Consider the following 23,683-nt stretch of genomic DNA (forward strand, 5'->3'; position numbering starts at 1 on the left):
CGCCCCAACCGGAGACAAAAAATGGCTAATGCAGCAACCCAGACCACCGACCCGAAAGTCATTCGCAGAGTCGTCACTTCCGCCGTCGTCGGCGCCACCATCGAGTGGTACGACTTCTTCCTCTATGGCGTGGTGGCGGGCATCGTTTTCAGCAAGCTTTATTTCCCGAGCAGCGATCCGCTGATCTCGACGCTGCTGGCCTACACCACCTTCGCCGTCGGCTTCGTCACACGCCCGCTCGGCGGCGTGATCTTCGGCCACTTCGGCGACAAGATCGGCCGCAAGAGCATGCTGGTGATCACGCTCATGATCATGGGCGTCGCGACCTTCCTGATCGGCCTCGTTCCGACCTACGCGCAGATCGGCATCGGCGCGCCCATCCTGCTGCTGATTCTGCGCATCGCGCAAGGCATTGGCCTGGGCGGCGAATGGGGTGGTGCAGTGCTGATGGCCTATGAATACGCGCCCAAGGAAAAGCGCGGCTTCTACGCATCGCTGCCGCAGATCGGCCTCGCGCTTGGTCTGTTCATGGCGTCGGGCGTGGTGGGTCTGCTGTCCTACCTGCTCACCGACGAACAGTTCATGGCCTGGGGTTGGCGCGTCGCCTTCCTGCTGTCGGGCCTGATGGTCGCGGTCGGCATGTTCATTCGTCTGCACGTGAAGGAAACCCCTGAATTTGCCGCCGTGAAGGAACGCAACGCAGAGACCGCGATCCCCTTCATGGACATGATGCGCCGCTATCCAGGCAACGTGCTCAAGGGCATGGGTGCACGCTACATCGACGGTGTGTTCTTCAACATCTTCGGCGTGTTCTCGATCACCTACCTCACCACGACGATCAAGATATCGCGCTCAGAAGCGCTGATCGGCGTGATGGTCGCCGCCATCGTCATGTGCTTTGCCATCCCCTTCTTCGGCCGCCTGTCCGACAAGGTAGGCCGCGCCCGCATGTACATGTGGGGCTCGCTGATCACCGGCATCGTCTCGTTCCCCGCGTTCTGGCTGATGAGCACCAGCAACGGCAACATGATGATGATCTGGCTCGCCACCATCATCCCGTTCGGCATCCTCTACGCGATGGTCTACGCACCTGAAGCGGCCCTGTTCTGCGACCTGTTCGACGCCAAGGTGCGCTACACCGGCATCTCCTTCGTCTACCAGTTCTCGGGCATCTTCGCCTCGGGCATCACGCCCATCATCGCCACCGCACTGCTCAAGGTGAACGGCGGCCAGCCATGGCTGATCTGCGCCTACGTGCTGTTCGCAGGTCTCGTGTCCGCATGGTGCGCCGCGATGATCGGCAAAGACCAGAAAACCCGAATCGAAGAACCGGAAGCCAAGGTGACGCTGCGCCCCGCACGCACCTGATCACCAACGATCCAGGCACCAACAAAAGCCCCGCAGGTTTGCAAGCCTGCGGGGCTTTTCCACATCCAAAATGACAGGGAACGCGTCACGCCTTTTTGATGAGCCGCGCCAGATAGATCAGGATCACCGCCCCCACAAACGACACCAGAATGCCGCCGATCAACCCACCGCCCGCACCGAGTCCGAGCAGCCCAAACACCCAGCCCCCGACCAGCCCACCGATGATGCCGATGACGATGTTCCCCAGAATGCCGTAGCCGCCACCCTTCATGACCAACCCCGCCAACCAGCCCGCAATGCCACCCACGATGATGGACCAGATGAAACCCGTCATATCGATCTCCTGTTGAAGTGAGAAACCAAAGGAGCTTACGTGCCACCACCATCCGACCACGTAGGAAAGCACCGCCAATCCGATCTCGCAAAGCGAGATCGGGCACGAGCGCAGCGAAGTGCCGTCCACACCTCTTATGAAACCTCTGACTCGCGGCGGTTGTCCGAACGGCGCGCCTACGGCGCAAAGTGAGTTCTGCCGCGTGACCCCGCATTTCAAGCGCTTTTTGGTGACTTTTTGGCGCAAGCAAAAAGTTACTCGCCCGCCGGGGCGAGACCCGGCACCCGCCCTCAACCAAGAGAACAAAGGGAGAAAGCAGGAGAGAGGCCCACCCTCACTCCGCCGAGACCCCGGCAGCACGAATCACCTTCCCCCATCGAGCCACCTCAGCCTCGAGGTGCCTATGCAAACTCTCAGGCGTAGCCTTGTCCGCCGACACCAGATCAGAAGACAACTCAGCAATCCGCTTCTTCACGTTCTCATCGACAAGCGCCGCATTCAACGCCTTGTTCAGCTTGTCGATCACGTCCTTGGGCGTCCCCTTGGCGGCATACATGCCGTGCCACACCTTCACATCAAAGCCCTTCAAACCCTGCTCGTCCAAAGTTGGAATATTGGGCAGAGAAGACAGCCGCTTGGGCGTGGTCACGCCGAACACCTTGGCGCGTTTCCCGTCCTGAATCACGGGCACGGTCTGCGTGGTTTGGTCGCACAGCAGATCGACCTGTCCGCCCATCAGATCGTTCATCGCCGGGCCCGCGCCCTTGTATGGCACCGTGGTCAGCGTCACACCAATCTGGTTCATGAACAGCATGCTGCACAACTGCGACACCGCGCCAATGCCCGCATGCGCCATGCTCACCTTGTCCTGATGCTTCTTCACGTAGTCGAGCAGCTCGGGAAACGTGTTGGCCGGAAACTCCTTGCGCGAGAGCAGCGTCATCGGCACATCGAGCACCTGACCGATGTACTCGAAATCCTTGAGCGGGTCGTAAGGCAGCTTCTTGTACAGCGCAGGCGCCGTCGCCATGCCCATGTGGTGGATCAGAACCGTGTAGCCATCGGGCTTGGACCGCGCGACACGCGCAGGCGCAATCGTGCCGCCCGCGCCCACGGTGTTTTCGACCAGCACACTCTGCCCGAGCGACGCGCCCATCGGCACGGCCAGCAGGCGAGCGACCACATCGGTCGGGCCGCCTGCGGTATAGGGCACAACCAGGATGATGGGCTTGTCCGGAAAGCCTGCCGCATGCGCCGACGTCATCATCGCTGCGCTGGCAAGGCCGAGCGTCAACAACGCTCTTCGCAACACATTGACCTTGAGAAACTTCTTGCCAATCGATGACGGCGATGACTGCATGTTTTGCCTCCTGATGGATTGTGGATTGATGACGTGAGCGACAGGGAAGCTGGTGCAAAAAAATGGAAAACCGCTCAGGCAAGCAGGCGATTCACATGCGCTGCCTGCGCGATGTTCCACAGACTTTGCACCGCGCGGCGCACCTTGTCCTCAGGGATAGCCCCACTGCCGTAGGCCGCCAGACGCAGCGCTTTGTCGGTGATTTCCGCGCGCGAGAGCGTGTTGCCCGGATCGCCCTTGGGCTCGTCGACACGGCCATGCAGCGTGCGTCCATCGGTAGTGGTGACGGTGACCTTGCCGATCCAGCGCTGCGGGTAGGCGGTATCCACTTCGTCGTCCAGCACCATGCTGATTTTGTCGCGCAGCGATACGGTGTCGGGCGCGAGGAATTGCTCATCGAACTCCGTCAAACCTGCATGACCAAAGCGCGCCGCGATGGCCAGCACCGTGCCCATCGAGAACTTGCTCTGATGCACCGTGGCGGGCGACACCACGGGGCCAAGCACATCGATTGCGCCCTGATGCACATGGCAAACGACCTGCGCGATGTCTGCGAGTTGCAGGCCGTTGTGCTGCATCACCTGCAACAGCGCATCGGCGGCAGGATGCGTGTGGCGGCACGAGGCATGCCATTTGAACGAGGTCTCCGGCGTGGCCCAGCGCGTGCCGAGGCGGTCCGTCAATTTCGCCGCATCCGAATCGCTCGACATGCCCGCCGCCATACCCTGCGGTCCGGTGAAGATGTCCTGCGCGCCGGTGAAACCATCACGCGCCAGATAGGCCGCCGTCAAGCCGGCAGAAGCGGCATGCGCGGTGTGCAGCTGCTTGCTGTCGGCAGCGGTGCGCAGAAACTCCCACAGACCCGCCGCCTGCGTGCCTGCGGAACCGAATGCATGCTGCATCTGCTGCGGTGTGAGTTCGAGCAGATGGCCGACGGCAGCCGCCGCCGCGATCGTGCCAGCCGTGCCGGTGGTGTGAAAAATCTTGTAATGGCTGCGACCCAGAAACTCGCCCACGCGAATGCCGACTTCATAACCCGCCACGCAGGCCGCCATGAAGCGCTCGCCGCTCGCACCAATGCTTTGCGCCACGGCCAGCGCAGGCGGAAACACCACCGCCGCCGGGTGAAACACCGAGCCGTTGTGCACATCGTCCTGTTCGGCCACATGCGATGCGGCAGCGTTCGCCATCGCGGCCATCATGGGCGATGTGGTCGCCGACTGGCCGATCACCTCGCACTCACCCACGCGCGGCCCCTGCGACAGCGCGAAGCGCGTGATGCTCTGCACCGGGCGCGCGCTCTGCCCCGCGAGCACCGAGCCGAACCAGTCGACCAGCAGGTCTTCGGCCTTGCGCTGCACGTCGTCGGGAACGTCCTTCCAACGCAGCCCTGCGGCGAATTGCGCGAGTGGATGCACGTTGATGGCTGTTTCCTGTTTCATGTGAAATCCCCTTGTGTGTCCGTTGCCAGCGCTGGTTGTTTGTTTGATTGTTCAATCTGCGACGTTGTCGCCGGAAAGCAGTTCGTCGATCTGCGTTTGCGACCAACCCAGCCCCGCCAGAATGCGGGCCGTGTGCTCGCCGACTGCAGGCACAGCATCCATGCGGTAGTCGAATGCGTTGTTCAGCCCTGGCGGCAGCAAGGCAGGCACGTCGCCCTTGGGCGTGTTCACAGTGCGCCAGCGCTTGCGTGCTTCCAACTGCGGATGCGCCCACAGGCCAGCCATGTCGTTCACATGCGCGTTGGCGATACCTGCAACTTCCAATCGCTGCACCACTTGTTCGGCAGTAAGTGCGCCAAAGATGCGCAGAATCTCGGCCTGCAGCGCATCGCGGTTCTGGTTGCGATGGGCGTTGCTGGCAAAACGTGCGTCCTTGGCCAGTTCGGGCTTTTCCAGCACCTTGTCGCAAAAGGCCAGCCACTCGCGTTCGTTCTGCAGACCGAGCATCACCGTGCCGCCATCGCCCGCGATGAATGGGCCGTACGGGTAGATGCTGGCGTGCGATGCGCCCGTGCGCGGCGGTGGCGGTGCACCGTCGAATGCGTAGTACATCGGATAGCCCATCCACTCGCCCAATGCTTCGAGCATGGACACGTCGATGTGGCTGCCCTCGCCCGTCTTGGCGCGCAGCAGCAGGGCCGACATGATGTTGGTGTACGCGTACATGCCAGCCGCAATATCGGCTACCGAAATGCCCGCCTTACTGGGCACTTCAGGCGTTCCGGTGATCGAGAGAAAACCTGCCTCGCTTTGAATCAGCAGGTCATAAGCTTTCTTGTCACGATACGGACCGTCAGCACCGTAGCCGCTGATGTCGCAAACGATGAGCTTTGGAAACTTCTCATGCAGCGCGTCATAAGACAGCCCCATGCGCGCCGCAGCACCTGGCGCGAGGTTCTGTACCAGCACATCGGCATCGGCCAGCAACTGCATGAGCGCGTCGTGCGCAATGGGCTGCTTCAGATCGAGCGCGAGGCTTTCCTTGCTGCGGTTGATCCACGTGAAGTGCGAGGACTGGCCGATCACGCGCTGGTCATAGCCGCGTGCGAAGTCGCCCACGCCAGGGCGCTCCACCTTGATGACGCGCGCGCCCAGATCAGCCAATTGGCGTGTGCAGAACGGCGCGGCGACGGCATGCTCCAGCGAAACCACGGTGATGCCGTCGAGCGGCCTTGGACGATTCTTCTTGTCTGACATCTCGCGCCTCCTCAGAACGAACGTGGCAAACCGAGGATGTGCTCGGCCACATACGAATAGATGAGATTGGTGGAGATCGGCGCCACCTGGTACAGACGTGTTTCACGAAACTTGCGCTCCACGTCGTATTCGCAGGCAAAGCCGAAGCCGCCGTGGAATTGCAGGCACGCGTTCGCCGCTTCCCAGCTCGCCTTGGCCGCGAGATACTTCGCCATATTGGCCTGCGCGCCCATGGGCTCGTGCTTGTCGAACAGCTCGCACGCCTTCCAGCGCATGAGGTTGGCGGCTTCGATCTCGATGAACGCATCGGCGATCGGGAACTGCACGCCCTGGTTCTGGCCGATGGGGCGACCGAACACGTTGCGGTCTTTCACATAGTTGGTGATGCGGTCGATGAACCAGTACCCGTCGCCGATGCACTCGGCGGCGATCAGCGTGCGCTCGGCGTTCAGGCCGTCGAGGATGTACTTGAAACCCTTGCCTTCCTCGCCAATCAGGTTCTCTTCGGGGATTTCGAGGTTCTCGAAGAACAGCTCGTTCGTCTCGTGATTCACCATGTTGAGAATCGGGCGCACGGTCATGCCCGTCTTCTCGGCTTCGCGCAGATCGACCATGAAGATCGACATGCCTTCGCTCTTTTTCTTCACGTCGGCCAGCGGCGTGGTGCGCGCCAGCAGAATCATCCAGTCGCTGTGCTGAATGCGGCTGATCCACACCTTCTGGCCGTTGATGACGTAGCGGCCATCCTTCTTCACCGCCGTCGTCTTGATCTTGGTGGTGTCGGTGCCGGTGGTCGGTTCGGTCACGCCCATGGATTGCAGACGCCATTCGCCGGATGCTATTTTTGGCAGGTACTTTTGCTTCTGCGCGTCGGAGCCGTGGCGCAGCAGCGTGCCCATGTTGTACATCTGGCCGTGGCACGCGCCGGAGTTGCCACCGCAGCGGTTGATCTCCTCCATGATGACCGAGGCTTCGGTCAAGCCCAGACCCGATCCTCCGTATTCGGTGGGAATCAGCGCGGCCAGCCAGCCGGCTTGGGTGAGCGCGTTCACGAACTGTTCGGGATAGGCACGTGCCTCGTCCACCTTGCGGAAATATTCATCCGGAAACTCTGCGCACAGCGCGCGAATCGCGTCGCGGATTTCGGGGTAGTTGTTGGAGAGCGTCTGTTCGATCATGTCTGTGGTTCTCCGGTCGCTCAGGCCAGCTCGGCCGTGCCCTGCATGGTCAGCCAGCCATCGTGGTCCTGCGCCCACAGCTCGACTGTCTTGCCATCGGCAGACGGCTTGCCATGCACACTGAATGCGTTCAGATCGAAGGTCGGTCGCACGGCCTTGAAGGCGAACCTGCGCACCTTGGCATCGGGCAGATTGCGGCGCAGCACGTCCTGCAGCAGCGTGGCGATCAGCGGTCCGTGCACGATCAGGCCGGGGTAGCCCTCAACCTCGGTCACGTACTTGCGGTCGTAGTGGATGCGGTGCCCGTTGAAGGTGAGCGCCGAATAGCGGAACAGCAGCACGTCGTCCGGCACGATGGTGCGCGACCACGCCTCCTCGCCCGCGAGCGGCGGCTTCTGCGGCGTGGGCTCGGGCGCACCGGGCTCGGCAGCCTCGCGAAAGACGATGTCGTGCTCCTCTGTCAGCGCCAGACCATGGGCGTTGGAATAGCGATGCTCGACCACCACGAACAGCAGCTCGCCCGAACGGCCCGCCTTGTGATTGACCGACTTGATCGTGGAAACCCGCTCCACCTCCTGCCCCACCGCAAGCGGATTGCCCGTCTCCCAGGTCAGCCGACCACCCGCCCACATGCGGCGCGGCAGCGGAACGGGCGGCAGAAAACCACCGCGCGTGGGGTGCCCGTCTGGGCCGATCTCGCTTTGCTTGGCATGCGGCAGAAAGTACAGCCAGTGCCACAGCGGGGGCAGCTCGGTGCCCGCGAGCGGCGGCGCATCATCGCGGTCGAACGTCGCGCTCAGGCTGCGCACGGGCGCGGGGGTGATCAGATCGGGCGTGCTCTGACTCTTGCCCAGCCACGTGCGCAGATGCGCGAGTTGGGCGTCGTCGATCAGGGGAAGTTTTTCACTCATCTTTGTTGTCACTGGCTTGCACAGTCGAAAGAAATGGGGATCAAACGGGAACAGCGTTCCAGATGCTCGGCATCTTCCCTTGTGAAGCAATTCAACACAATCGCTGTGTTTGCAAGCTCCCCTTTCGTATTTGCGAAGCCGTGAGCCGCCGAATGCCCATCCGGTGTGCTTGTGACCCATCCACCGCACTGACTTTGAACAGCCGAACGGCCATCTTTCCCGTCATGCCCGGCATTTTTGGATCACATCAAACAACGACTCATCAACGCCCACAAATCGCTCAATTTTCGGCCAAAGCGAATTGCACACCACCAAACCAGCGACGTTAATAAAAGGCCGTCCACCCATCGGCGAACGGGGATTTTCAGGACACCACCATGCCGTCTCGCCAATCCATTCGCGGAATCACCTTGTTGGAATCACTGGTCGCCATTCTGGTCGTGGCGCTCGGTGTATTCAGCGTGCTGGGCATTCAGTTGCGCACCTTGTCGGACGCCCAAGCGGGCATCCGCCGCTCGCAGGCCATTCGACTGATTGAAGATTTGAGCGAGCGAATCAACACCAACCCTGCGGCCAGTCAATACCTGAAGATATACACAGCAGATTCACCAGCAGAAGCGGCCAATGACTGCACTACACCTTGCACGTCAGAAGAACTGGCAAGGCTCGATATTCATCAATGGCATCAGCAAATGCAGCACGCCTTTGGCAGCGGGCGTGCCATCGTCTTTCAAAGCACTGCCGATGCAGACTCCACCAATCCAATGCAATTGGGTGTGTTGGTCGCCTGGAAAGAAAATCAACGCGAAGGATCGAATGCTGCAGAGACCGAAGCTTTGAATGCATTCTTGAAAATATCCGCAACGGAGACCTCCAATAAAGCCTGCCCCGAGCAATATGTTTGCCATCTGCAATACATCAGCATTCCAAGGCATTGCGCCGTTGTAGGAGAAGAAGGGAGAACTTCATGCATATGAAAAACCAGAATGGCATGACTCTGGTGGAGATATTGGTCGGCTTGGTCATTGGCCTGCTGATCGTCGCGATTGCACTGACCTCATTGCAGGTATCGCAATTCGTCTCCACCACAGTGAACGAATCCGTCAGTTTGAGACAGGATGCCAATACCGCCTTGCGAATCATCGGATTGCAGATTCGCCAAACCGGCAGCATCGCTCTGAATATTCAACCTGCTCTGGGAAATGGCTTGGAGCCGGAGGCAATGCGCCCAGTGATTTTCGAGCCGGTTTTGAATTCCGATGGAAAAGCCTCGACTGTCAATGAAAGCCTTTCCGCCGTTGGATCACCCAGCGTATCCAAGTCGGTCGGCAATGCCCTGCAGGTCCAGTACGAGAATTTCATCGAATTCCTGCTGGCCGACTCCACCAAGCCCAGCATGGATTCGGCACTGAGAGATTGCTTAGGACAAAACAAAAGCAACCGCTTACTTTCAAACACCATCACCAGCACCTTCTTCCTGCGCGATGGCAACCTCATGTGTACAGGCGTCGCAGGCACGCCGCAGCCCATCATCGGCAATGTGAAGGATTTTGCTCTTCATCTGCTGTTGCGAATCCCTGGAGATACCGCCAGTGCAGAGCCCCATTTTCAATATATGGCACCCGCCGATTTGAATCGCACGCCTCAGCAATGGACAAAAGTAAGCGCCGTGGAAGTCTGCCTGGAATTGGAAAGCCCCGGCACCAAAGCTCCAAATGTGGATGCGACCTATCAAAAATGCGACGGGCAAATACAAGCCAAAGGCGACCGATTGGTGATATTGACCCGACAGCTCTTCCATATTCGCGCCACCGGAGAATGAAATGCCTGAATTTCATTTCAAACGCCATTGCCATCGACAGAATGGGGCTGCGCTTTATATTGTGCTGATTATCGTATTGATGACCAGCCTGCTTGCGATCTGGGCATCGCGCAGTGCGCTGTTTCATGAAATTCTCACGGGAAACGAAGCCGATTATCAGAGAACATTTGAAGCAGCACAGATTCTTTTGAAGGATGCAGAGCTGGATATTCGCAGTGTCCAAGCCTCCGGTACTCCTTGCTCGGCAGCCAATGCGACTGGAAATGTGTGTCGAGCCAGTACATCGGTTCATTTTCCGCATGATCGTGTGGAACTGGTGGACTTGATCAGTTACCTCAATACCTTGCCGTCTGGCTGTGCCTATGGCATCTGCAGAAAGCGTTCTGGCTTTCAGGATTTCTGGTCGGACCCAACGACATTGCTGCAAATGACCGCCGCCAATGTGGGAGCGAGATACGGCCAATTCACCGGAGCGGCCGCCGGCCCCGGTGGCAATCCGATATTGGGACTCAGCGAATCTTCAAAGCAGGTCAAAGACCTGAAAGGCGCCTGGTACTGGATCGAGGTTCTGTCTTTCGCAAACTCTGAAGTCGGTTTGCTTTCCACTTACGACAACAATCCGCATCTCAAAGCCTATGCACCGGATAAAAGCGTTCCATGGATTTACCGGATCACGGTGTATGCAAGAGGCCAGAAGAAAGGCACCGAAGTGGTTCTGCAGACCGTGCTGTCGCTTCAATCCAGTGAATGAATGAATCAATGAAAAGCCAAAAAAAACAGATCGAGGGAGGTATTTCATGCCACGCTTGCTTCTCATTTTCCTGCTCGTTGTGCTGTCAACGTCGGCAAATGCCGCCACGGCAACGGCAAATGCGAACTTTGCGCAGGCTCCGGTCGATTCTGCAAAATGCTCGGCCGCGACCGCCGTGATCAGCGGCTACGCGAGCAATGGCAGCACGGCAGTGTTTATGTCGTCATACGAAACGTCGGGTTGGTCCGGTCAGATCGTCTCCACCCTTTTGACCGACAGTACGAAACCCAACGCCGACTGGGGCCAACCACCACACCACAGCACCGCCGACAAGCTGGATGCCCTCGCCAGCATCGACCAACGCCAGATGCTCACGCACGATGGAACGCACGGCGTGCCGTTTCGGTGGGAGTCGCTGTCCAAGTCGCAGCAAACGCAGTTGCAGTCCCATGGCGTGGCGAAAAGCTACGGAGCCGATCTGATGCAGTTTCTGCGCGGCGACCGCAGTCTGGAGTCCGCAAGCGCTGCAAACGGCCTCCGAGTACGCCATTCCCGTCAGGGCGACATCGTGCACTCGCGCATGTGGCATGTGGGCAAGTCCGCGTCGGCCTACGTGGACAAGAGCTACCGCGACTTCGCCACCCAGCAGGCGGCGCGCACCGCCATGCTGTACGTGGGCGGCAATGATGGCATGCTGCACGGATTCAACGCGAAGACGGGCGATGAGCTGCTCGGCTACGTGCCGCAAGGCGCGCACCTCAACCTGCACTTGCTGGCCACCCGCGACTACGGCCATCACTACTATGTGGATGGATCGCCCTTCATCGGCGATGCGCTGATCGACGGACAGTGGAAAACCTTGCTGATCGGAACTTTGGGCGCAGGTGGCCCCGGTTTCTTTGTGCTCGACGTCACAACGCCCAGCAGCTTTGCCGAATCCAACGCCACCCAACTCGTCGTGATGGACCGCACCGACGGCAGCGACCCGGATATCGGCCACCTCTTCGCCGCGCCCACGCTGGACGAGGCCAACGCCCAGCGCGCCCTGCAGATCACGCAACTGAACAATGGTCGTTGGGCCGTCGTGCTTGGCAATGGGTACGGCAGCGCGAACGGCCAGCCCGTGCTGCTGATTCAGTATCTCGATGGTGCGCGGGAACTGCTAAAAATTTCAGCAACAGCATCGACCTCCGGCGGCGCGTCCAGCATCTCCAACGGCCTTTCCGCCCCGCAGTTTCTCGACATCAACAGCGACGGCATCCCCGATGTGGTCTACGCAGGCGATCTGCAAGGCCATCTCTGGAAATTCGACATCGCGGCCGCGTCGGACCAGCGCTGGAAAGTGGCGTTGAATGGCACGCCCTTGTTCACTGCAGCGCGCGATGGCAAGCCGCAGCCCATCACCATCGCGCCGGTTGTGCGCGTGCACCCCGACATCGGCGGCCTGATGATCGCCTTCGGCACCGGCCAGGAACTGAGCGAGGCGGACAACGCAGACAGCTCCGTGCAGACTGTCTATTCCGTGATGGACTACACACGCTACGTCATTCAGGACAGCGGAGCGGACAAGGGCAAGGTCGCCGTGGATGCGACACGCAAAGACCTGCCGGTCGCAGCCTTGTCTCGCGATGAATTGACGAGTCAAAGCGGTGCGACCAGCGCTGTTTCCGGCACCTCGGGCAGAAGTTTCTGGTCGCTGCAGGGCACGTCATTCGCCTATTGCACGCGCACGCCCTGCGACACGGGCGAGAAGAAAGGCTGGTATCTCGATCTGCCCGTGGAGCGCGAACGCGTGCGCGATCCTCTGGGTTTCTACGGCGGCGGCAATGTGCTCGAAATCATCAGCCGCGTTCCCGCAACCAGTTCCGGGCCATGCGAGCAAACCTTTCGCACGCTGCTCGACATCGCCACCGGCGCGCCGCAGAAATCGCGCGTGCTGGACACCAACGGCGACGGGCTGGTCAACGCCGAGGACGCACCCGCCTCGCGCTCAACGGCCGCATCGCGGGAGTTGCGGCTTTCGTCGAGCAACGGCCGTCAGACACGCCAAGGCTCCGACGGCAAGACTGACCGGCTCGACGCCCTGCCCATGCGCGTCAAGCGCCCGAGCTGGCGACATCTGAAGTGAGAGAAACGGACATGACCCCAACGAAGCACACAGGACCTCGCGGCTTCACCCTGATCGAGCTGATGATCACCCTCGTCGTGATCGCCATCCTCGCCGCCGTCGCCCTGCCCAGCTACCGCCAGTACATCGCACGCGGCCACCGTGCCGAGGCCAAGGCCGCGCTGCTGCAGGTCGCGCAATGGATGGAGCGCGCCAACACCTCCAACGGCCAGTACCCCACCGGCCAGCCCACGCTGGTCATGCTGCAGGCGCTCAAGCCCCCGCACTACACGCTGAGCCTGCCAACCAGCACCGCCAGCGGCTTCACCGTGCTTGCCACGCGCGCCGACGTGATGCTTGGCGACCCGTGCGGCGACCTGACGCTCACGCACACAGGCATTCGCGGCGCGCAGAGCTACAGCGTGGGCAATGTGGCGAGGGAATGCTGGGGGCGATGACGGCTCAACTGACGTCAACTGACGTAACATCGCCCTGCCATGACAACCGATACCGCAGCCCCTTCGTCCGCCCCGAGTGATCCCATGCAGCGCGCCATTGCGCTCGCTCGCAACGCGCTTTTCATCTCCAACCCCAACCCGCGCGTGGGCTGCGTGATCATGAGCGCCGACGGCACCACCGAACTGGGCAGCGGCTTCACCCAACAGGCTGGCGGACCGCATGCCGAAGTGATGGCACTGCGCGACGCGGCGGCACGCGGCTCCGACGTGCGCGGCGCAACGGCTTACGTCACGCTCGAACCCTGCTCGCACCACGGCCGCACCGGCCCCTGCTGCGACGCGCTGATCGCCGCCGGAATCGGCAAGGTCGTGGGTGCCATTACCGACCCCAACCCGCGCGTTGCAGGCCAAGGCTTTGACCGCCTGCGCGCCGCTGGCATCGAGGTCTCGATGGACGACGCGGCAGGCCAGCAATCGCGCGACCTCAACATCGGGTTCTTCAGCCGCATGGTGCGCAAGCAGCCGTGGGTGCGCCTGAAGGCCGGCATGTCGCTCGACGGCGCAACCGCCCTGCGCAACGGCCAAAGCCAATGGATCACCAGCGAAGCCGCCCGCGCCGACGGCCACCGCTGGCGCGCGCAGGCCTGCGCCATCCTCACCGGCATCGGTACCGTGCTGGGCGACGATCCCATGCTCAACGTGCGCCACATCGACACGCCCCGCCAGCCCCGCGTCGTGATCGTCGACAGCCAACTGCGTACTCCGCCTACCGCCCAACTCTTCGACATTCCGCGCGAAGTGCTGATCTACTGCGCCACGGTGGACGCTGCACGCCGATCCGCACTCGAAGCACGCGGCGCAAAAGTGATCCACCTGCCCGCCGCCAACGGCCAGGTCGATCTGCAAGCGATGATCCAAGACCTGGGCCAGCGCGAGATGAACGAACTGCACGTCGAAGCAGGCGGCACACTCAACGGCGCGTTGATGCAAGCCGGGCTGATCGATGAATGCCTGCTCTACATCGCCCCGCGCATTCTGGGTGATGCGCAGACGGCGTTTTCCGGCATGGCGCTCACGCAACTGGCCGACACGCCGCAGATGGCGTTCAAGGAAGTCACGCCCATCGGCTCCAACCTGCGCATTCGCGCCGTCGTGGCAGACCACGAACGGTTCTGATCGCCGAGCACTCCGAAATGAAGCAGTCTTGCACGCCTCACTGACTGCGCGGTGGCTTGTAATCTGCTACCTTTGATCGCATGCGCACATTCCATTTGTCCTTACCCGGACTCGTTGCAGCCGTGGCCTTGCTGGGGGCCATGCCCAGCCACGCGGCCAAGCCGGGCGCGTTTTCCGTCGTCGAGACCAAGTCCGCCATCGGCAACAAGCCCGCCAAGCCGCCGCGCACCAAGAATCGCTGTTTCACTGCGGATCAGGTGGACAAGGACGGTTTTCTGTACCCGGACCAATTGCTGGCCCAGCACTTCAAGCAGTGCCGCATCAAGGACAGCAAGCTGATCGGCAAGAACCGCAAGGAATGGAACGTGCAATGCGGCGGCATGCTGACGGCCGAAGCCTTTCAGGTCAACACGGGCGCGAACTTTCAGTTGAACATCGACGCCAAGCTGCTCGGCGGCGCGATGAAGCAGACGATCAACTACTCTGCCACGGCACTCAAACGTGCCTGCGTGGCGGATGACAGCAAGCTGGATTGAGCGTCGGGCGCTTTCACTTTCACGGCGAATCAAACGACAAAAGCCCATGCCTTTGCGGACATGGGCTTTTGTGCCGGTCAATGCACGGGCCGAAGCCCGTAGCAACAGAACCTACCGGAGCAATCAGGCAGCCAGACGCTTTTCCAGCGCAGCCTTGATTTCCAGCATTTCCTTGGGCAGCTTGTAGGCGAGCTTGTCGAAGTGCTCAGTGTGCAGCTTCATTTCCTCGGCCCATGCGGCCTTGTCGATGCTGGTCACGCTGGCGAACTGTTCTGGCGAGAACTCCACGCCGGTCCAGTTGATTTCAGCGTACTGAGGAGCCACGCCGAACGCGGTCTGCTGGCCTTCGGCCTTGCCTTCGAGGCGGTCGATCATCCACTTCAGAACGCGCATGTTCTCGCCGTAGCCTGGCCACACGAACTTGCCGTCGGCGTTCTTGCGGAACCAGTTGGTCGTGTAGATCTTGGGCAGAGCGACCTGGCCGATCTTCTCGATCTTCTCGCCCATGTTCAGCCAGTGCTGGAAGTACTCGCTCATGTTGTAGCCCATGAACGGCAGCATCGCGAATGGGTCGCGGCGCACCACGCCTTGAGCGCCAAACGCTGCGGCGGTGGTTTCGGAGCCCATGGTCGCAGCCATGTAGACGCCTTCGTTCCAGTTGCGCGCCTCGGTGACCAGCGGCACGGTGGTGGAGCGGCGGCCACCGAAGATGATGGCGTCGATCTTCACGCCCTTCGGGTCGTCCCATGCTTCGTCGAGCGCGGGGTTGTTGATCGCGGCCACGGTGAAGCGGGCGTTCGGGTGAGCAGCCTTGGCGCCGGTTTCCTTGGCGATGGCTGGAGTCCAGTCCTTGCCTTGCCAGTCGATCAGGTGATCGGGCAGCTTGCCTTCGTGGTCCTTTTCCATGCCTTCCCACCACACGTCGCCGTCATCGGTCAGCGCGACGTTCGTGAAGATCACGTTCTTGTCGAGGCTGTCCATGCAGTTCGGGTTGGTGTGGTAGTTGGTGCCCGGAGCCACGCCGAAGTAACCGGCTTCTGGGTTGATGGCGCGCAGCGAACCGTCGGCTTGGGGCTTGATCCAGGCGATGTCGTCGCCGATGGTCGTGACCTTCCAGCCGTCGAATGCCTTGGGCGGCACCAGCATCGAGAAATTGGTCTTGCCGCAAGCGCTTGGGAAAGCAGCTGCCACGTGCGACTTCTTGCCTTCGGGGCTGGTCACGCCGAGGATCAGCATGTGCTCGGCCAGCCAGCCTTGCTCCAGACCCATGACGGAAGCCATGCGCAGCGCCAGGCACTTCTTGCCCAGCAGCGCGTTGCCGCCGTAGCCCGAGCCGAACGACCAGATTTCGCGGGTTTCTGGGTAGTGAACGATGTACTTGGTCTTGTTGCAAGGCCAGCTTGTCGTGTCCTTTTCGCCAGCCTTCAGCGGAGCGCCGATGGTATGCACGCAAGGCACGAAGTCGCCTTCGGTGCCGATCACGTCGTACACGGCCTTGCCCATGCGCGTCATGATCTTCATGTTGACGGCCACATAGGCGCTGTCGGAGAGTTCCACGCCCACGTGAGCGATCGGCGAGCCCAGCGGGCCCATCGAGAACGGCACCACGTACATGGTGCGGCCAGCCATCGCGCCGTCGAACAGCGGATTCAATGTGGCGCGCATTTCAGCGGGAGCCATCCAGTTGTTGGTCGGACCTGCGTCTTCCTTCTTCTCGGAGCAGATGAAGGTGCGGTCTTCCACACGGGCCACGTCGGACGGGTCGGACCAAGCCAGAAAGCTGCCGGGGCGCTTGGCGGGGTTGAGCTTCTTGAAGGTACCGGCATCCACCAGTTGCTGGCACAGCGCGTCGTATTCGGCTTCGGAGCCATCGCACCAGTGGATCTTGGCGGGCTTGAGCAGCGCGGCCATATCGGCGACCCAAGCGATCAGCTTGGCGTTCTTGACATATGCGGGCGCCTGGATTTCCAGACCTTGCATCGTGGGTGCGTTCATTGCGGGCTTCCTGAATGATGAAAAAACAGTTTTTTCAAAGGAAGCGGCATTTGCGAGGAGCACTGCCTTTGAAAAAACGGCTTTGGCGTTCCGTCGGCAGGCACTGGAAGTCTTGGGGAAACGAGGCGGGGCGGCCTCACAAAACATCATCAACGCGCGAGTCGGCTGGGATGACGATTTTATGAAGGACCGGGCGATTTGTCTGTTTGTCGGGATTGAAATCTATGCAAACGATGCATGAGGTTATGCATCATGCGGTGCGCGACCTCCGATGTCGACATTCATGTCATTGAGAGGTCCAACCAAGTTGTCGTTTTTACAAGGGAAACACCTAGTGCGCAAGATCGCTTAAGCAGTCGCCAGTAATGTCAATCAACGTCAAAATCATTTTCGACACACCCCTAATGATGACTATTAAGTAATATGTAACCATAGAAGAGGTGTTGCTTGGACTTGGAGAAAAGTTCAACGCTTCAGTCAATGGTTTCAGCTGGCTGTGGAGCCAGCCCAGTCATGGTCACGGAGGAGGGGTACATGTCGATTTCCAGTTCGGGTATGGCTTTCAAACGGTTGCTTCAGTGGGGGATGTGTGCATCCGTGCTGGTGACGGGCTTCGCTCAGGCGCAGACCACCGCGCCAGCCAGACCTCGCATTCCCACACTGTCTTGCACAACCCACCCTGCCATCATCAATACCGCCATCGATGGCACGAACGGCTACAACAACGCAAGCCCCCGTATTGCCGATTCCACAACGGCAGTGCCGACGAAGGACGAACATTGGGACATGGTGAATTCCACCATTCAGTACCCCACCAATGTGGGGGATCAGTACCCGAAGAACTGGACGACTATCTCCCCAAGCAATGCAGAGCCTTACCAGACCACCGATGCGATCGGTTTGGGCGGCATGGTGATTTTCAATCCGCAGACGGATGTGGATCCCGCCAAATGGTATGGCGCTCCACCGTACACCGATGGTGCCTGGCAGCCCTCTCCGTTCGGGAATGCCACCTGGCTGGGTGGCGCCAGCCTGCCCCGAGGAACGACCTTCTTCAGGTATCAGTTCGATATGGACCCAAGCGTGGATCCCACCAAATTCGCCTGGAATTTTGATTACCTGGCGGATGATGCCGTGCGCCAGATTTGACTGGCGTAACGCTTCAAGACCCCGTCGCGAATGGCTTGCTTGCGACACCTTATAGCTGGCAGTGCATGACTACCACGCCGGTGCCGTCCGCCTGTACAGTGACGCCCGTCGTCGCTGGCGACACCACCAAGATCAATCTGCCCACCATCCCGGCGGGAGGCAAGATCATGCTGATTCTCTCGGCGAAAACCAAGGGCAGTGGTCTGCCTGCGGTCATCACGAATACCGCCACCGCCATTCCCCCCACCGGTCAGGAAAGCCTCTGCCCCGTCGTCAACGGCGTGAACCAGTGCAGTTCCAGCGCGTCGATTTCCACCGGGCCGTTCATCAGCATCCAGAAAACGGCGCCATCGGCCGGACCATTCGTGGCCGGGGATGCGGTCACCTATCAGGTGAAGGTGGCCAACGAAGGCTCCCCCAACGTGACCGGCATCACATTGACGGACCCCCTGCAGACCACCTATCTGAAAGACGGCACATGGAGCTGTACCGTCCCCGGCGACAGCTTTGCCACCTGCCCGACACCTGCGAACGGCACCATCGACAGCAGCGGCAATCTCCAGATCACCGATGCCAGCAGTGCGGTCGTGCCATTGCCCGCTTTCGCGATCAAGGGACAGTCGAGCCTGGTGTTCACCATCAAGGGCACTGTGGACACAGTTCCGACCACCTCGGCATTGACGACGGCAACCAATACGGCTTCCGTCACATCCAGCATGGCCGGCACGCAATGCTGGGACGGCACAACGGTTTCGGCACTGCCATGCAAGTCGACTGCGAACATCCAATTGCTGCCGAACATGTCGGTGACGCTGGACAAATCCGCGTTGCCCATTGACGGCAGTCTGGTCTATGAAGGCAGCCCTCTCACCTACACCGTGACGGTCACCAATACGGGTGTCAGAGCCACCAGCGGCACTTTGGCCGACCTCTGGCCCAGCAGTGCATTGACTGCGCCCACGGCGGAGAACTGCCAGTTGGTGGTGGCCGGTGCGACATCCACGCCTACAGCCTGTCTGGGAGTCCACACCCTGCCCGCGGGTGCGGTGCTGACATACACCGCAACGGCGACTGTCATTGCCCCGTCCACCTCCACGGCAACGTTCACCAACACCGCCACATGGACACCCGATGATCTGACGCACACCACCTGCAATCTGGTATTGGGCGCCTGCCAGAAGGCGGTGACCCACATTGCGTCGAACAAACCGCTGCTTGGCATCACCAACACCGCGTCGCCCGACTCCAATCTGGTTCCGGGAACGGGAACGACCGCTTACACCATCGTGATCACCAACGACGGCATCGTCACGGTGAGTGATGCCAAGGTGCAGGCAGGCGCAACCACTCCCGCCAACATCACGCCCACTTCGGTCACCTGCACGGCGGCCGACGGCGCGACTACGGTCAGTCCGCCCAGCGTCTGCCCCACAGGGCTGGCAGTGGCTGGCAGTGGCTGGCAAGACCATCTCGAGCAACGCGGATGGCGTCCTGCAACCGGCAGGCTCCTACACTCTGCTGGTGAACGCGACCGTGGATGCCAGCGCTCCGTTCTCCACCACCTTCGTGATGCCCGCCACCGTAGGCACGGCACAGCCGCAACTGCTTTGCTCGAAGGGCAGCCTGACCGGAGCGACACCGAACGCAGCCTGTCTGGCGTCGGCCCCTGTGACCACGTCCGGCCCACCGGTGCTGTCACTCACCCACTCGGCCAGCCCCGGCACGGTCGCACCGGGCGGCACCGCCACCTTCACCATCATCGCGACCAACACCACGGGCTCGGCCATCACCAATGGGGTGCTGGCGACGGATACCCCTGCCAACCTCACGCTTGGCACTTGGACCTGCACCGCCAGTGGTGGCGCGGTCTGCGTGCAGTCGGCGCAGCTCACCAAGGCGAGCGGGCCTTTGAACCTCATGGGGCTGAATCTGCCTGTGGGCGGTTCGCTGACCTATACGGCCACCGGCACGTTGGCCAGCACGCTCAAGGATGGCGACAGCGTGACGCTGAACGCCACGCTGAACTCGGCCACCACGGGCGCCACTTGCTCCACCGGCGCACTGCCTTGCGCGCAGCCCGCCACCGTGAAGATCAAGGTGGCGGCGACTGGCGAGCCCATGCCGGTGCCTGTTGATGCCGCCTGGATGCTGGCCGCGCTCAGCAGCCTGTTGCTGGCGGGAGCGGCCATCGCCCAGCGCCGAGCAAGGCAAGCGGGTGCTCGGGAGCGCCATGGCAAGTGAGTGGATGCCTGAATTTTCAGGCGCATAAAAAACGAAAGCCGCCTTGGATTGCATGCCAAGGCGGCTTTTTCATGTCGAGCGTCGCCAATGAAAAAGCCCTGCAATGCAGGGCTTGGGCGAAAAGCAGCGCGGGAAAAGGCGCGTCAGGCCATGCTCACCGCGATGAAGGCCAGCAGCAGCATCATCAAACCGCCCACCACGGGCAGCACCACGGGCATGTAGGGCACCACGGTCTGGGTGATGTCCGTTGCGTGTGCGGCTTCGACGTCGGCGCGGTTGGGTGCGATGTGGTCGTGATCGTGGGCCATGCGGGAGTCTCCTCGTTCGTATGAAATGCCGAAATGGGTGGGGGCGGTTCTGGACGATCCGCCTTGATTTCGCCCAAGTTTAAGCGAATGCTGAAAAAACGGGCGGCGGGGTTTATCCGGTGGCCGGAAGTTGATTACATGAGATCGGCTTCCATGCCGGAAGCGCGCAGTTGCTCCAGCACCTGCTGCACATGCTCCTTGCCGCGCGTTTGCAGCACCAGTTCGATCTCCACGTTCTGCGCGGCCAGCAGGGTGAAGGCGCGCTGGTGGTGGACTTCGTCGATGTTCGCGCCCGCTGCCGCCACGGTGGCGGTGATGCGCGCGAGCACGCCGGGCACGTCGCGGGCGCTGACCTTGATGCGGGCGAGCCGCCCCGAGCGCACCATGCCGCGCTCGATGATGGCGGCCAGCAACAGCGGATCAATGTTGCCGCCGCTCAGCACGAGGCCAACCTTCTTGCCCGTGAACCGCTCGGGATAGCGCACCAGCGCCGCCAGGCCCGCCGCGCCAGCGCCTTCGACCAGCGTTTTTTCGATTTCGAGCAGCATCAGCACGGCCTGCTCGATGTCGCCTTCCTGCACCAGCACGAGGTCATCCACCAGGCGGGCGATGACTTCCTGTGTGATCTTTCCGGGGCTGGAGACGGCAATGCCTTCCGCGATGGTCGAGGTGCCCTGTTCGTGGTGCGTGCCCTTGATCGCGTTGACCATCGAAGGGAAACGCGCGGTCTGCACGCCGATCAGCTCGATGCCGGGCTTGAGCGCCTTGGCCGCCGTGGCAATGCCCGCGAGCAGGCCGCCGCCGCCAATGGCGATGACCAGCGTGTCGAGGTCGGGTTGCTCGGCCAGCATCTCCAGCGCCACCGTGCCCTGACCGGCGGCGATTTGCTCATCGTCGTAGGGGTGGACAAAAGAGAGGCCGCGCTCGTCTGCGAGCTGGTAGGCGTGGGCGCGCGCTTCTTCAAGCGTGTCGCCGTGCAGCACCACTTCCGCACCAAAGCCGCGCGTGCGCTCGACCTTCACACCGGGCGTGAAGCGCGGCATGACGATCACGGCCTTCATGCCCAGACGCTGCGCGTGATACGCCACGCCCTGCGCGTGGTTGCCCGCGCTCATGGCGATCACGCCGCGCGCCTGCTCCTCAGGCGAGAGCTGGCTGAGCTTGTTGCACGCGCCGCGCTCCTTGAACGAGGCGGTGAACTGCAGATTCTCGAACTTGAGAAACACCTGCGCGCCGACGATTTGCGAAAGCGTCTTGGATTCGACGCAGGGGGTGTCGAGCACCTGGCCTTGTAGGCGGGTGGCGGCACTTTGGATGTCTTGGAGTTGGAGCATGGGATGCATTTTGGCGCAAGCTTCGAGTCGATTTGGATGACGAAGCCATGCGGCTTCGATGGGCTATCCGTGCATGGGCCGTGAATACAGCCCTTGATACTTTGTTGCGCAGCCTTGCCGTAGGAGAACTACTGTCTGCGGCTGCGACGTCGCGTCTCAAGGGCTGTCTTCACTGCAGGTGTGATTCAAGCGCCCGATGCACTGCAAACGCCCGCACGCAATGTGGGTGCGGACACCCCGTCATTCACTGCGGCAGCGCGCGCTCCAGAATCGCATCGACCTCCAGCCCGCGCACATCCATCGCGCCAAACACGCCGTTGATTCCCGTGGGGCTGGCCAGCCGCGTGGCGATGAAGGCGTCGGCCATGTAGGGGGGCGCGTGGCGCTTGAGCAGACACGCCTGCGCGATCAGCACCAGCCGCTGCACCAGCAGGCGCGCAATGCCTTCGAGCTGCTCGTGCGGCGCGGTGAACAGCGCGTGCAATTCGTGCAAGGCCTTGGCGATGCGCGGCTCGTCGAGTGCCGCGTTGCGGAAGTCGTCGAACAGCAAATGCAGCGCATCGCGTTCGCGCGAGAGGGCGCGCAGCACGTCGAGGCACATGACATTGCCCGAGCCCTCCCAGATCGAGTTGACCGGCGCTTCGCGGAACAGGCGCGCGACCAGACTTTCGTTCACATAGCCGTTGCCGCCGAAGACCTCCATGGCCTCGCCCGTCAGTTCCACCGCGCGCTTGCAGACCCAGAATTTTCCAGCGGGCGTCATCACGCGCTTCCATGCGCTGGCAAGCGCGTTGTCGCCAGCAGCATCGTCCTCATAGGCTTGGGCAAGTCGCATGGACAACTGCAGCGCGGCTTCGCTCTCCAGCGCCAGATCGGCCAGCACCGCGCGCATCAGCGGCTGCTCCGCCAGATGCTTGCCGAACGCCATGCGCCTGCGTGCATAGGCCAGCGCCTGCACCGTGGCCGAGCGCATCATCGCGGCGCTGCCGAGCACGCAGTTCAGGCGTGTGTAGGTCGCCATTTCGATGATGGTCGGAATGCCGCGCCCTTCCTCGCCGATGAGCCAACCGCTGGCATTGGCAAATTCCACCTCGCTGCTCGAATTGCTGCGGTTGCCGACCTTGTCCTTCAAGCGCTGGATGTGCACGCCGTTGCGGCGGCCATCATCACGCCAGCGCGGCACAAAGAAGCAGCCCAGCGGCCCGTTCTCCTCGCCCAGCCGCGCGACGACCAGATGCGCGTCGCTCATCGGCGCGGAGTAAAACCATTTGTGGCCGTTGATCCGATACTCGCCACCGCGCCCGCGCCCGCGCCCGCCACCGCCCACGGGCTGCGCGAGCGTGGTGTTGGCGCGCACGTCGGAGCCGCCTTGTTTTTCGGTCATGCCCATGCCGATCCAGAGGCTCGCCTTTTGCGCCATCGGCAGATCGCGCTCGTCATATGCGTGGCTCATGAGCCTGTCGCCCAACCGCGCCCACAGCGCAGGTTCGCGCTGCAGCAGCGGAATGCTGGCCTGCGTCATCGTTGCGGGGCACAGCGTGCCTTGCTCGACCTGGCCATGCAGATAAAAACCTGCTGCCCACGCAGTCCAGCGGCTTTGGCGTGTGGGCTCTTCAAACGGCAGCGAGACCAAGCCCTGCTCGCGATACATGCCCAGCAACCGGTGCCATGCGGGATGGAATTCGACCTGATCGATGCGATTGCCGCGCGAGTCGAGCGTGTGGAGTTCAGGCGTGTGGCGGTTGGCGATTTCGCCGAGTGCGAAGGTGGCCTGCGCCCCAAGTTGGCGCGCGTAGTCTGCAAGCGCAGCCGAATCAACACCGGCTCGCGACAGACATTCATTCAGCGCCGGATCGGTGGCGAGCAGGTCGTAGTCGGTCCAGTCGGGGAACTGGTTGGAGACGGCTTCCCGGTGCTTGGTGGATGACGACATGGCGACCCCCGCATTGGCAACTG

At 61.6% G+C, this 23,683-nt stretch carries 24 protein-coding genes and 1 pseudogene; 12 read left to right on the forward strand and 13 right to left on the reverse strand.

What is annotated here, in order from left to right:
- The first annotated feature begins 21 nt into the window (after positions 1-21).
- On the forward strand, positions 22-1,368 hold the full coding sequence (locus G7048_RS10835) for an MFS transporter (RefSeq protein WP_166068151.1): 1,347 nt from the start codon (positions 22-24) through the stop codon (positions 1,366-1,368).
- 85 nt (positions 1,369-1,453) lie between these two features.
- Here the strand turns inward: G7048_RS10835 and G7048_RS10840 are convergent, their stop codons facing one another.
- From G7048_RS10840 to G7048_RS10865, 6 genes are all read right to left on the reverse strand, one after another.
- Positions 1,454-1,702: a GlsB/YeaQ/YmgE family stress response membrane protein gene (locus tag G7048_RS10840; RefSeq protein ID WP_166068152.1), complete on the reverse strand. Its 249-nt coding sequence runs from the start codon at positions 1,700-1,702 to the stop codon at positions 1,454-1,456.
- 334 nt (positions 1,703-2,036) lie between these two features.
- Complete coding sequence (locus G7048_RS10845) at positions 2,037-2,969, reverse strand: tripartite tricarboxylate transporter substrate-binding protein (RefSeq protein WP_166070917.1); 933 nt, start codon at positions 2,967-2,969, stop codon at positions 2,037-2,039.
- Between the two features lie 167 nt (positions 2,970-3,136).
- Positions 3,137-4,504 carry an MmgE/PrpD family protein gene (locus tag G7048_RS10850; RefSeq protein ID WP_166068153.1) on the reverse strand — a complete coding sequence of 456 codons (1,368 nt, stop codon included), beginning with the start codon at positions 4,502-4,504 and terminating at the stop codon, positions 3,137-3,139.
- A gap of 51 nt (positions 4,505-4,555) precedes the next feature.
- Complete coding sequence (locus G7048_RS10855) at positions 4,556-5,761, reverse strand: CaiB/BaiF CoA-transferase family protein (RefSeq protein ID WP_166068154.1); 1,206 nt, start codon at positions 5,759-5,761, stop codon at positions 4,556-4,558.
- Positions 5,762-5,772: 11 nt separating this feature from the next.
- A complete protein-coding gene (locus G7048_RS10860) occupies positions 5,773-6,939 on the reverse strand; it encodes an acyl-CoA dehydrogenase family protein (RefSeq protein ID WP_166068155.1) in 1,167 nt (388 codons plus the stop codon).
- 20 nt (positions 6,940-6,959) lie between these two features.
- Entirely contained in the window at positions 6,960-7,850 is an 891-nt protein-coding gene (locus G7048_RS10865; RefSeq protein WP_166068156.1) for a MaoC family dehydratase N-terminal domain-containing protein, read from the reverse strand.
- 377 nt (positions 7,851-8,227) lie between these two features.
- On the opposite strand from G7048_RS10865, the gene pilV reads away from it, so the two are divergent.
- The 7 genes from pilV to G7048_RS10900 all read left to right on the forward strand — a co-directional run bounded on the left by pilV (position 8,228) and on the right by G7048_RS10900 (position 14,700).
- On the forward strand, positions 8,228-8,827 hold the full coding sequence (gene pilV / locus G7048_RS10870; RefSeq protein WP_166068157.1) for a type IV pilus modification protein PilV: 600 nt from the start codon (positions 8,228-8,230) through the stop codon (positions 8,825-8,827).
- Complete coding sequence (locus G7048_RS10875; protein ID WP_166068158.1) at positions 8,818-9,672, forward strand: PilW family protein; 855 nt, start codon at positions 8,818-8,820, stop codon at positions 9,670-9,672. Before pilV ends, G7048_RS10875 begins: the two co-directional genes overlap by 10 nt.
- 1 nt (position 9,673) lies before the next feature.
- Positions 9,674-10,423, forward strand: a complete 750-nt coding sequence (locus G7048_RS10880; protein ID WP_166068159.1) for a PilX N-terminal domain-containing pilus assembly protein — start codon at positions 9,674-9,676, stop codon at positions 10,421-10,423.
- A gap of 46 nt (positions 10,424-10,469) precedes the next feature.
- Complete coding sequence (locus G7048_RS10885; protein WP_166068160.1) at positions 10,470-12,551, forward strand: pilus assembly protein; 2,082 nt, start codon at positions 10,470-10,472, stop codon at positions 12,549-12,551.
- Positions 12,552-12,562: 11 nt separating this feature from the next.
- The gene (locus tag G7048_RS10890; protein ID WP_166068161.1) at positions 12,563-12,988 is read left to right on the forward strand and encodes a type IV pilin protein; all 426 of its coding nucleotides are present in this window, start codon (positions 12,563-12,565) and stop codon (positions 12,986-12,988) included.
- Between the two features lie 39 nt (positions 12,989-13,027).
- Positions 13,028-14,164: a bifunctional diaminohydroxyphosphoribosylaminopyrimidine deaminase/5-amino-6-(5-phosphoribosylamino)uracil reductase RibD gene (gene ribD, locus G7048_RS10895; RefSeq protein ID WP_240933244.1), complete on the forward strand. Its 1,137-nt coding sequence runs from the start codon at positions 13,028-13,030 to the stop codon at positions 14,162-14,164.
- 80 nt (positions 14,165-14,244) lie between these two features.
- Positions 14,245-14,700 carry a hypothetical protein gene (locus tag G7048_RS10900; RefSeq protein WP_166068162.1) on the forward strand — a complete coding sequence of 152 codons (456 nt, stop codon included), beginning with the start codon at positions 14,245-14,247 and terminating at the stop codon, positions 14,698-14,700.
- Positions 14,701-14,823: 123 nt separating this feature from the next.
- Here the strand turns inward: G7048_RS10900 and G7048_RS10905 are convergent, their stop codons facing one another.
- The gene (locus tag G7048_RS10905; protein WP_166068163.1) at positions 14,824-16,695 is read right to left on the reverse strand and encodes a phosphoenolpyruvate carboxykinase (GTP); all 1,872 of its coding nucleotides are present in this window, start codon (positions 16,693-16,695) and stop codon (positions 14,824-14,826) included.
- Between G7048_RS10905 and G7048_RS10910 the strand changes: the two genes are divergently transcribed.
- On the forward strand, positions 16,682-16,936 hold the full coding sequence (locus tag G7048_RS10910; RefSeq protein ID WP_166068164.1) for a hypothetical protein: 255 nt from the start codon (positions 16,682-16,684) through the stop codon (positions 16,934-16,936). The two genes, G7048_RS10905 and G7048_RS10910, sit on opposite strands and share 14 nt — an antisense overlap.
- A 293-nt stretch (positions 16,937-17,229) precedes the next feature.
- Positions 17,230-17,844: a hypothetical protein gene (locus G7048_RS10915; RefSeq protein WP_166068165.1), complete on the forward strand. Its 615-nt coding sequence runs from the start codon at positions 17,230-17,232 to the stop codon at positions 17,842-17,844.
- A gap of 250 nt (positions 17,845-18,094) precedes the next feature.
- Here G7048_RS10915 and G7048_RS28670 read toward each other — a convergent pair whose 3' ends face one another.
- Both G7048_RS28670 and G7048_RS10925 read right to left on the reverse strand, forming a co-directional pair.
- A complete protein-coding gene (locus G7048_RS28670; RefSeq protein WP_256376557.1) occupies positions 18,095-18,229 on the reverse strand; it encodes a hypothetical protein in 135 nt (44 codons plus the stop codon).
- Between the two features lie 75 nt (positions 18,230-18,304).
- On the reverse strand, positions 18,305-18,679 hold the full coding sequence (locus tag G7048_RS10925) for a hypothetical protein (protein WP_166068166.1): 375 nt from the start codon (positions 18,677-18,679) through the stop codon (positions 18,305-18,307).
- A gap of 76 nt (positions 18,680-18,755) precedes the next feature.
- Between G7048_RS10925 and G7048_RS28775 the strand changes: the two are divergent.
- Positions 18,756-18,920, forward strand: a pseudogene (locus G7048_RS28775) (hypothetical protein); the annotation flags it as partial.
- Between the two features lie 200 nt (positions 18,921-19,120).
- Here G7048_RS28775 and G7048_RS10935 read toward each other — a convergent pair.
- The gene (locus tag G7048_RS10935; protein ID WP_166068168.1) at positions 19,121-19,276 is read right to left on the reverse strand and encodes a hypothetical protein; all 156 of its coding nucleotides are present in this window, start codon (positions 19,274-19,276) and stop codon (positions 19,121-19,123) included.
- Positions 19,277-19,296: 20 nt separating this feature from the next.
- On the opposite strand from G7048_RS10935, the gene G7048_RS10940 reads away from it, so the two are divergent.
- On the forward strand, positions 19,297-20,085 hold the full coding sequence (locus G7048_RS10940; protein ID WP_166068169.1) for a hypothetical protein: 789 nt from the start codon (positions 19,297-19,299) through the stop codon (positions 20,083-20,085).
- Positions 20,086-20,228: 143 nt separating this feature from the next.
- On the opposite strand, the gene G7048_RS10945 is transcribed toward G7048_RS10940, so the two are convergent.
- The 3 genes from G7048_RS10945 to G7048_RS10955 form a co-directional block, all read right to left on the reverse strand.
- Complete coding sequence (locus G7048_RS10945) at positions 20,229-20,393, reverse strand: hypothetical protein (protein ID WP_166068170.1); 165 nt, start codon at positions 20,391-20,393, stop codon at positions 20,229-20,231.
- A gap of 134 nt (positions 20,394-20,527) precedes the next feature.
- Positions 20,528-21,727 (reverse strand): threonine ammonia-lyase, encoded by a 1,200-nt coding sequence (locus G7048_RS10950; RefSeq protein ID WP_166068171.1) that lies wholly within the window; start codon positions 21,725-21,727, stop codon positions 20,528-20,530.
- 244 nt (positions 21,728-21,971) lie between these two features.
- Positions 21,972-23,660, reverse strand: coding sequence for an acyl-CoA dehydrogenase family protein (locus G7048_RS10955; RefSeq protein ID WP_166068172.1), 1,689 nt, complete (start codon positions 23,658-23,660; stop codon positions 21,972-21,974).
- Positions 23,661-23,683 lie beyond the last annotated feature (23 nt).

This window comes from Diaphorobacter sp. HDW4B, assembly GCF_011305535.1.
Classification (GTDB): domain Bacteria; phylum Pseudomonadota; class Gammaproteobacteria; order Burkholderiales; family Burkholderiaceae_C; genus Diaphorobacter_A.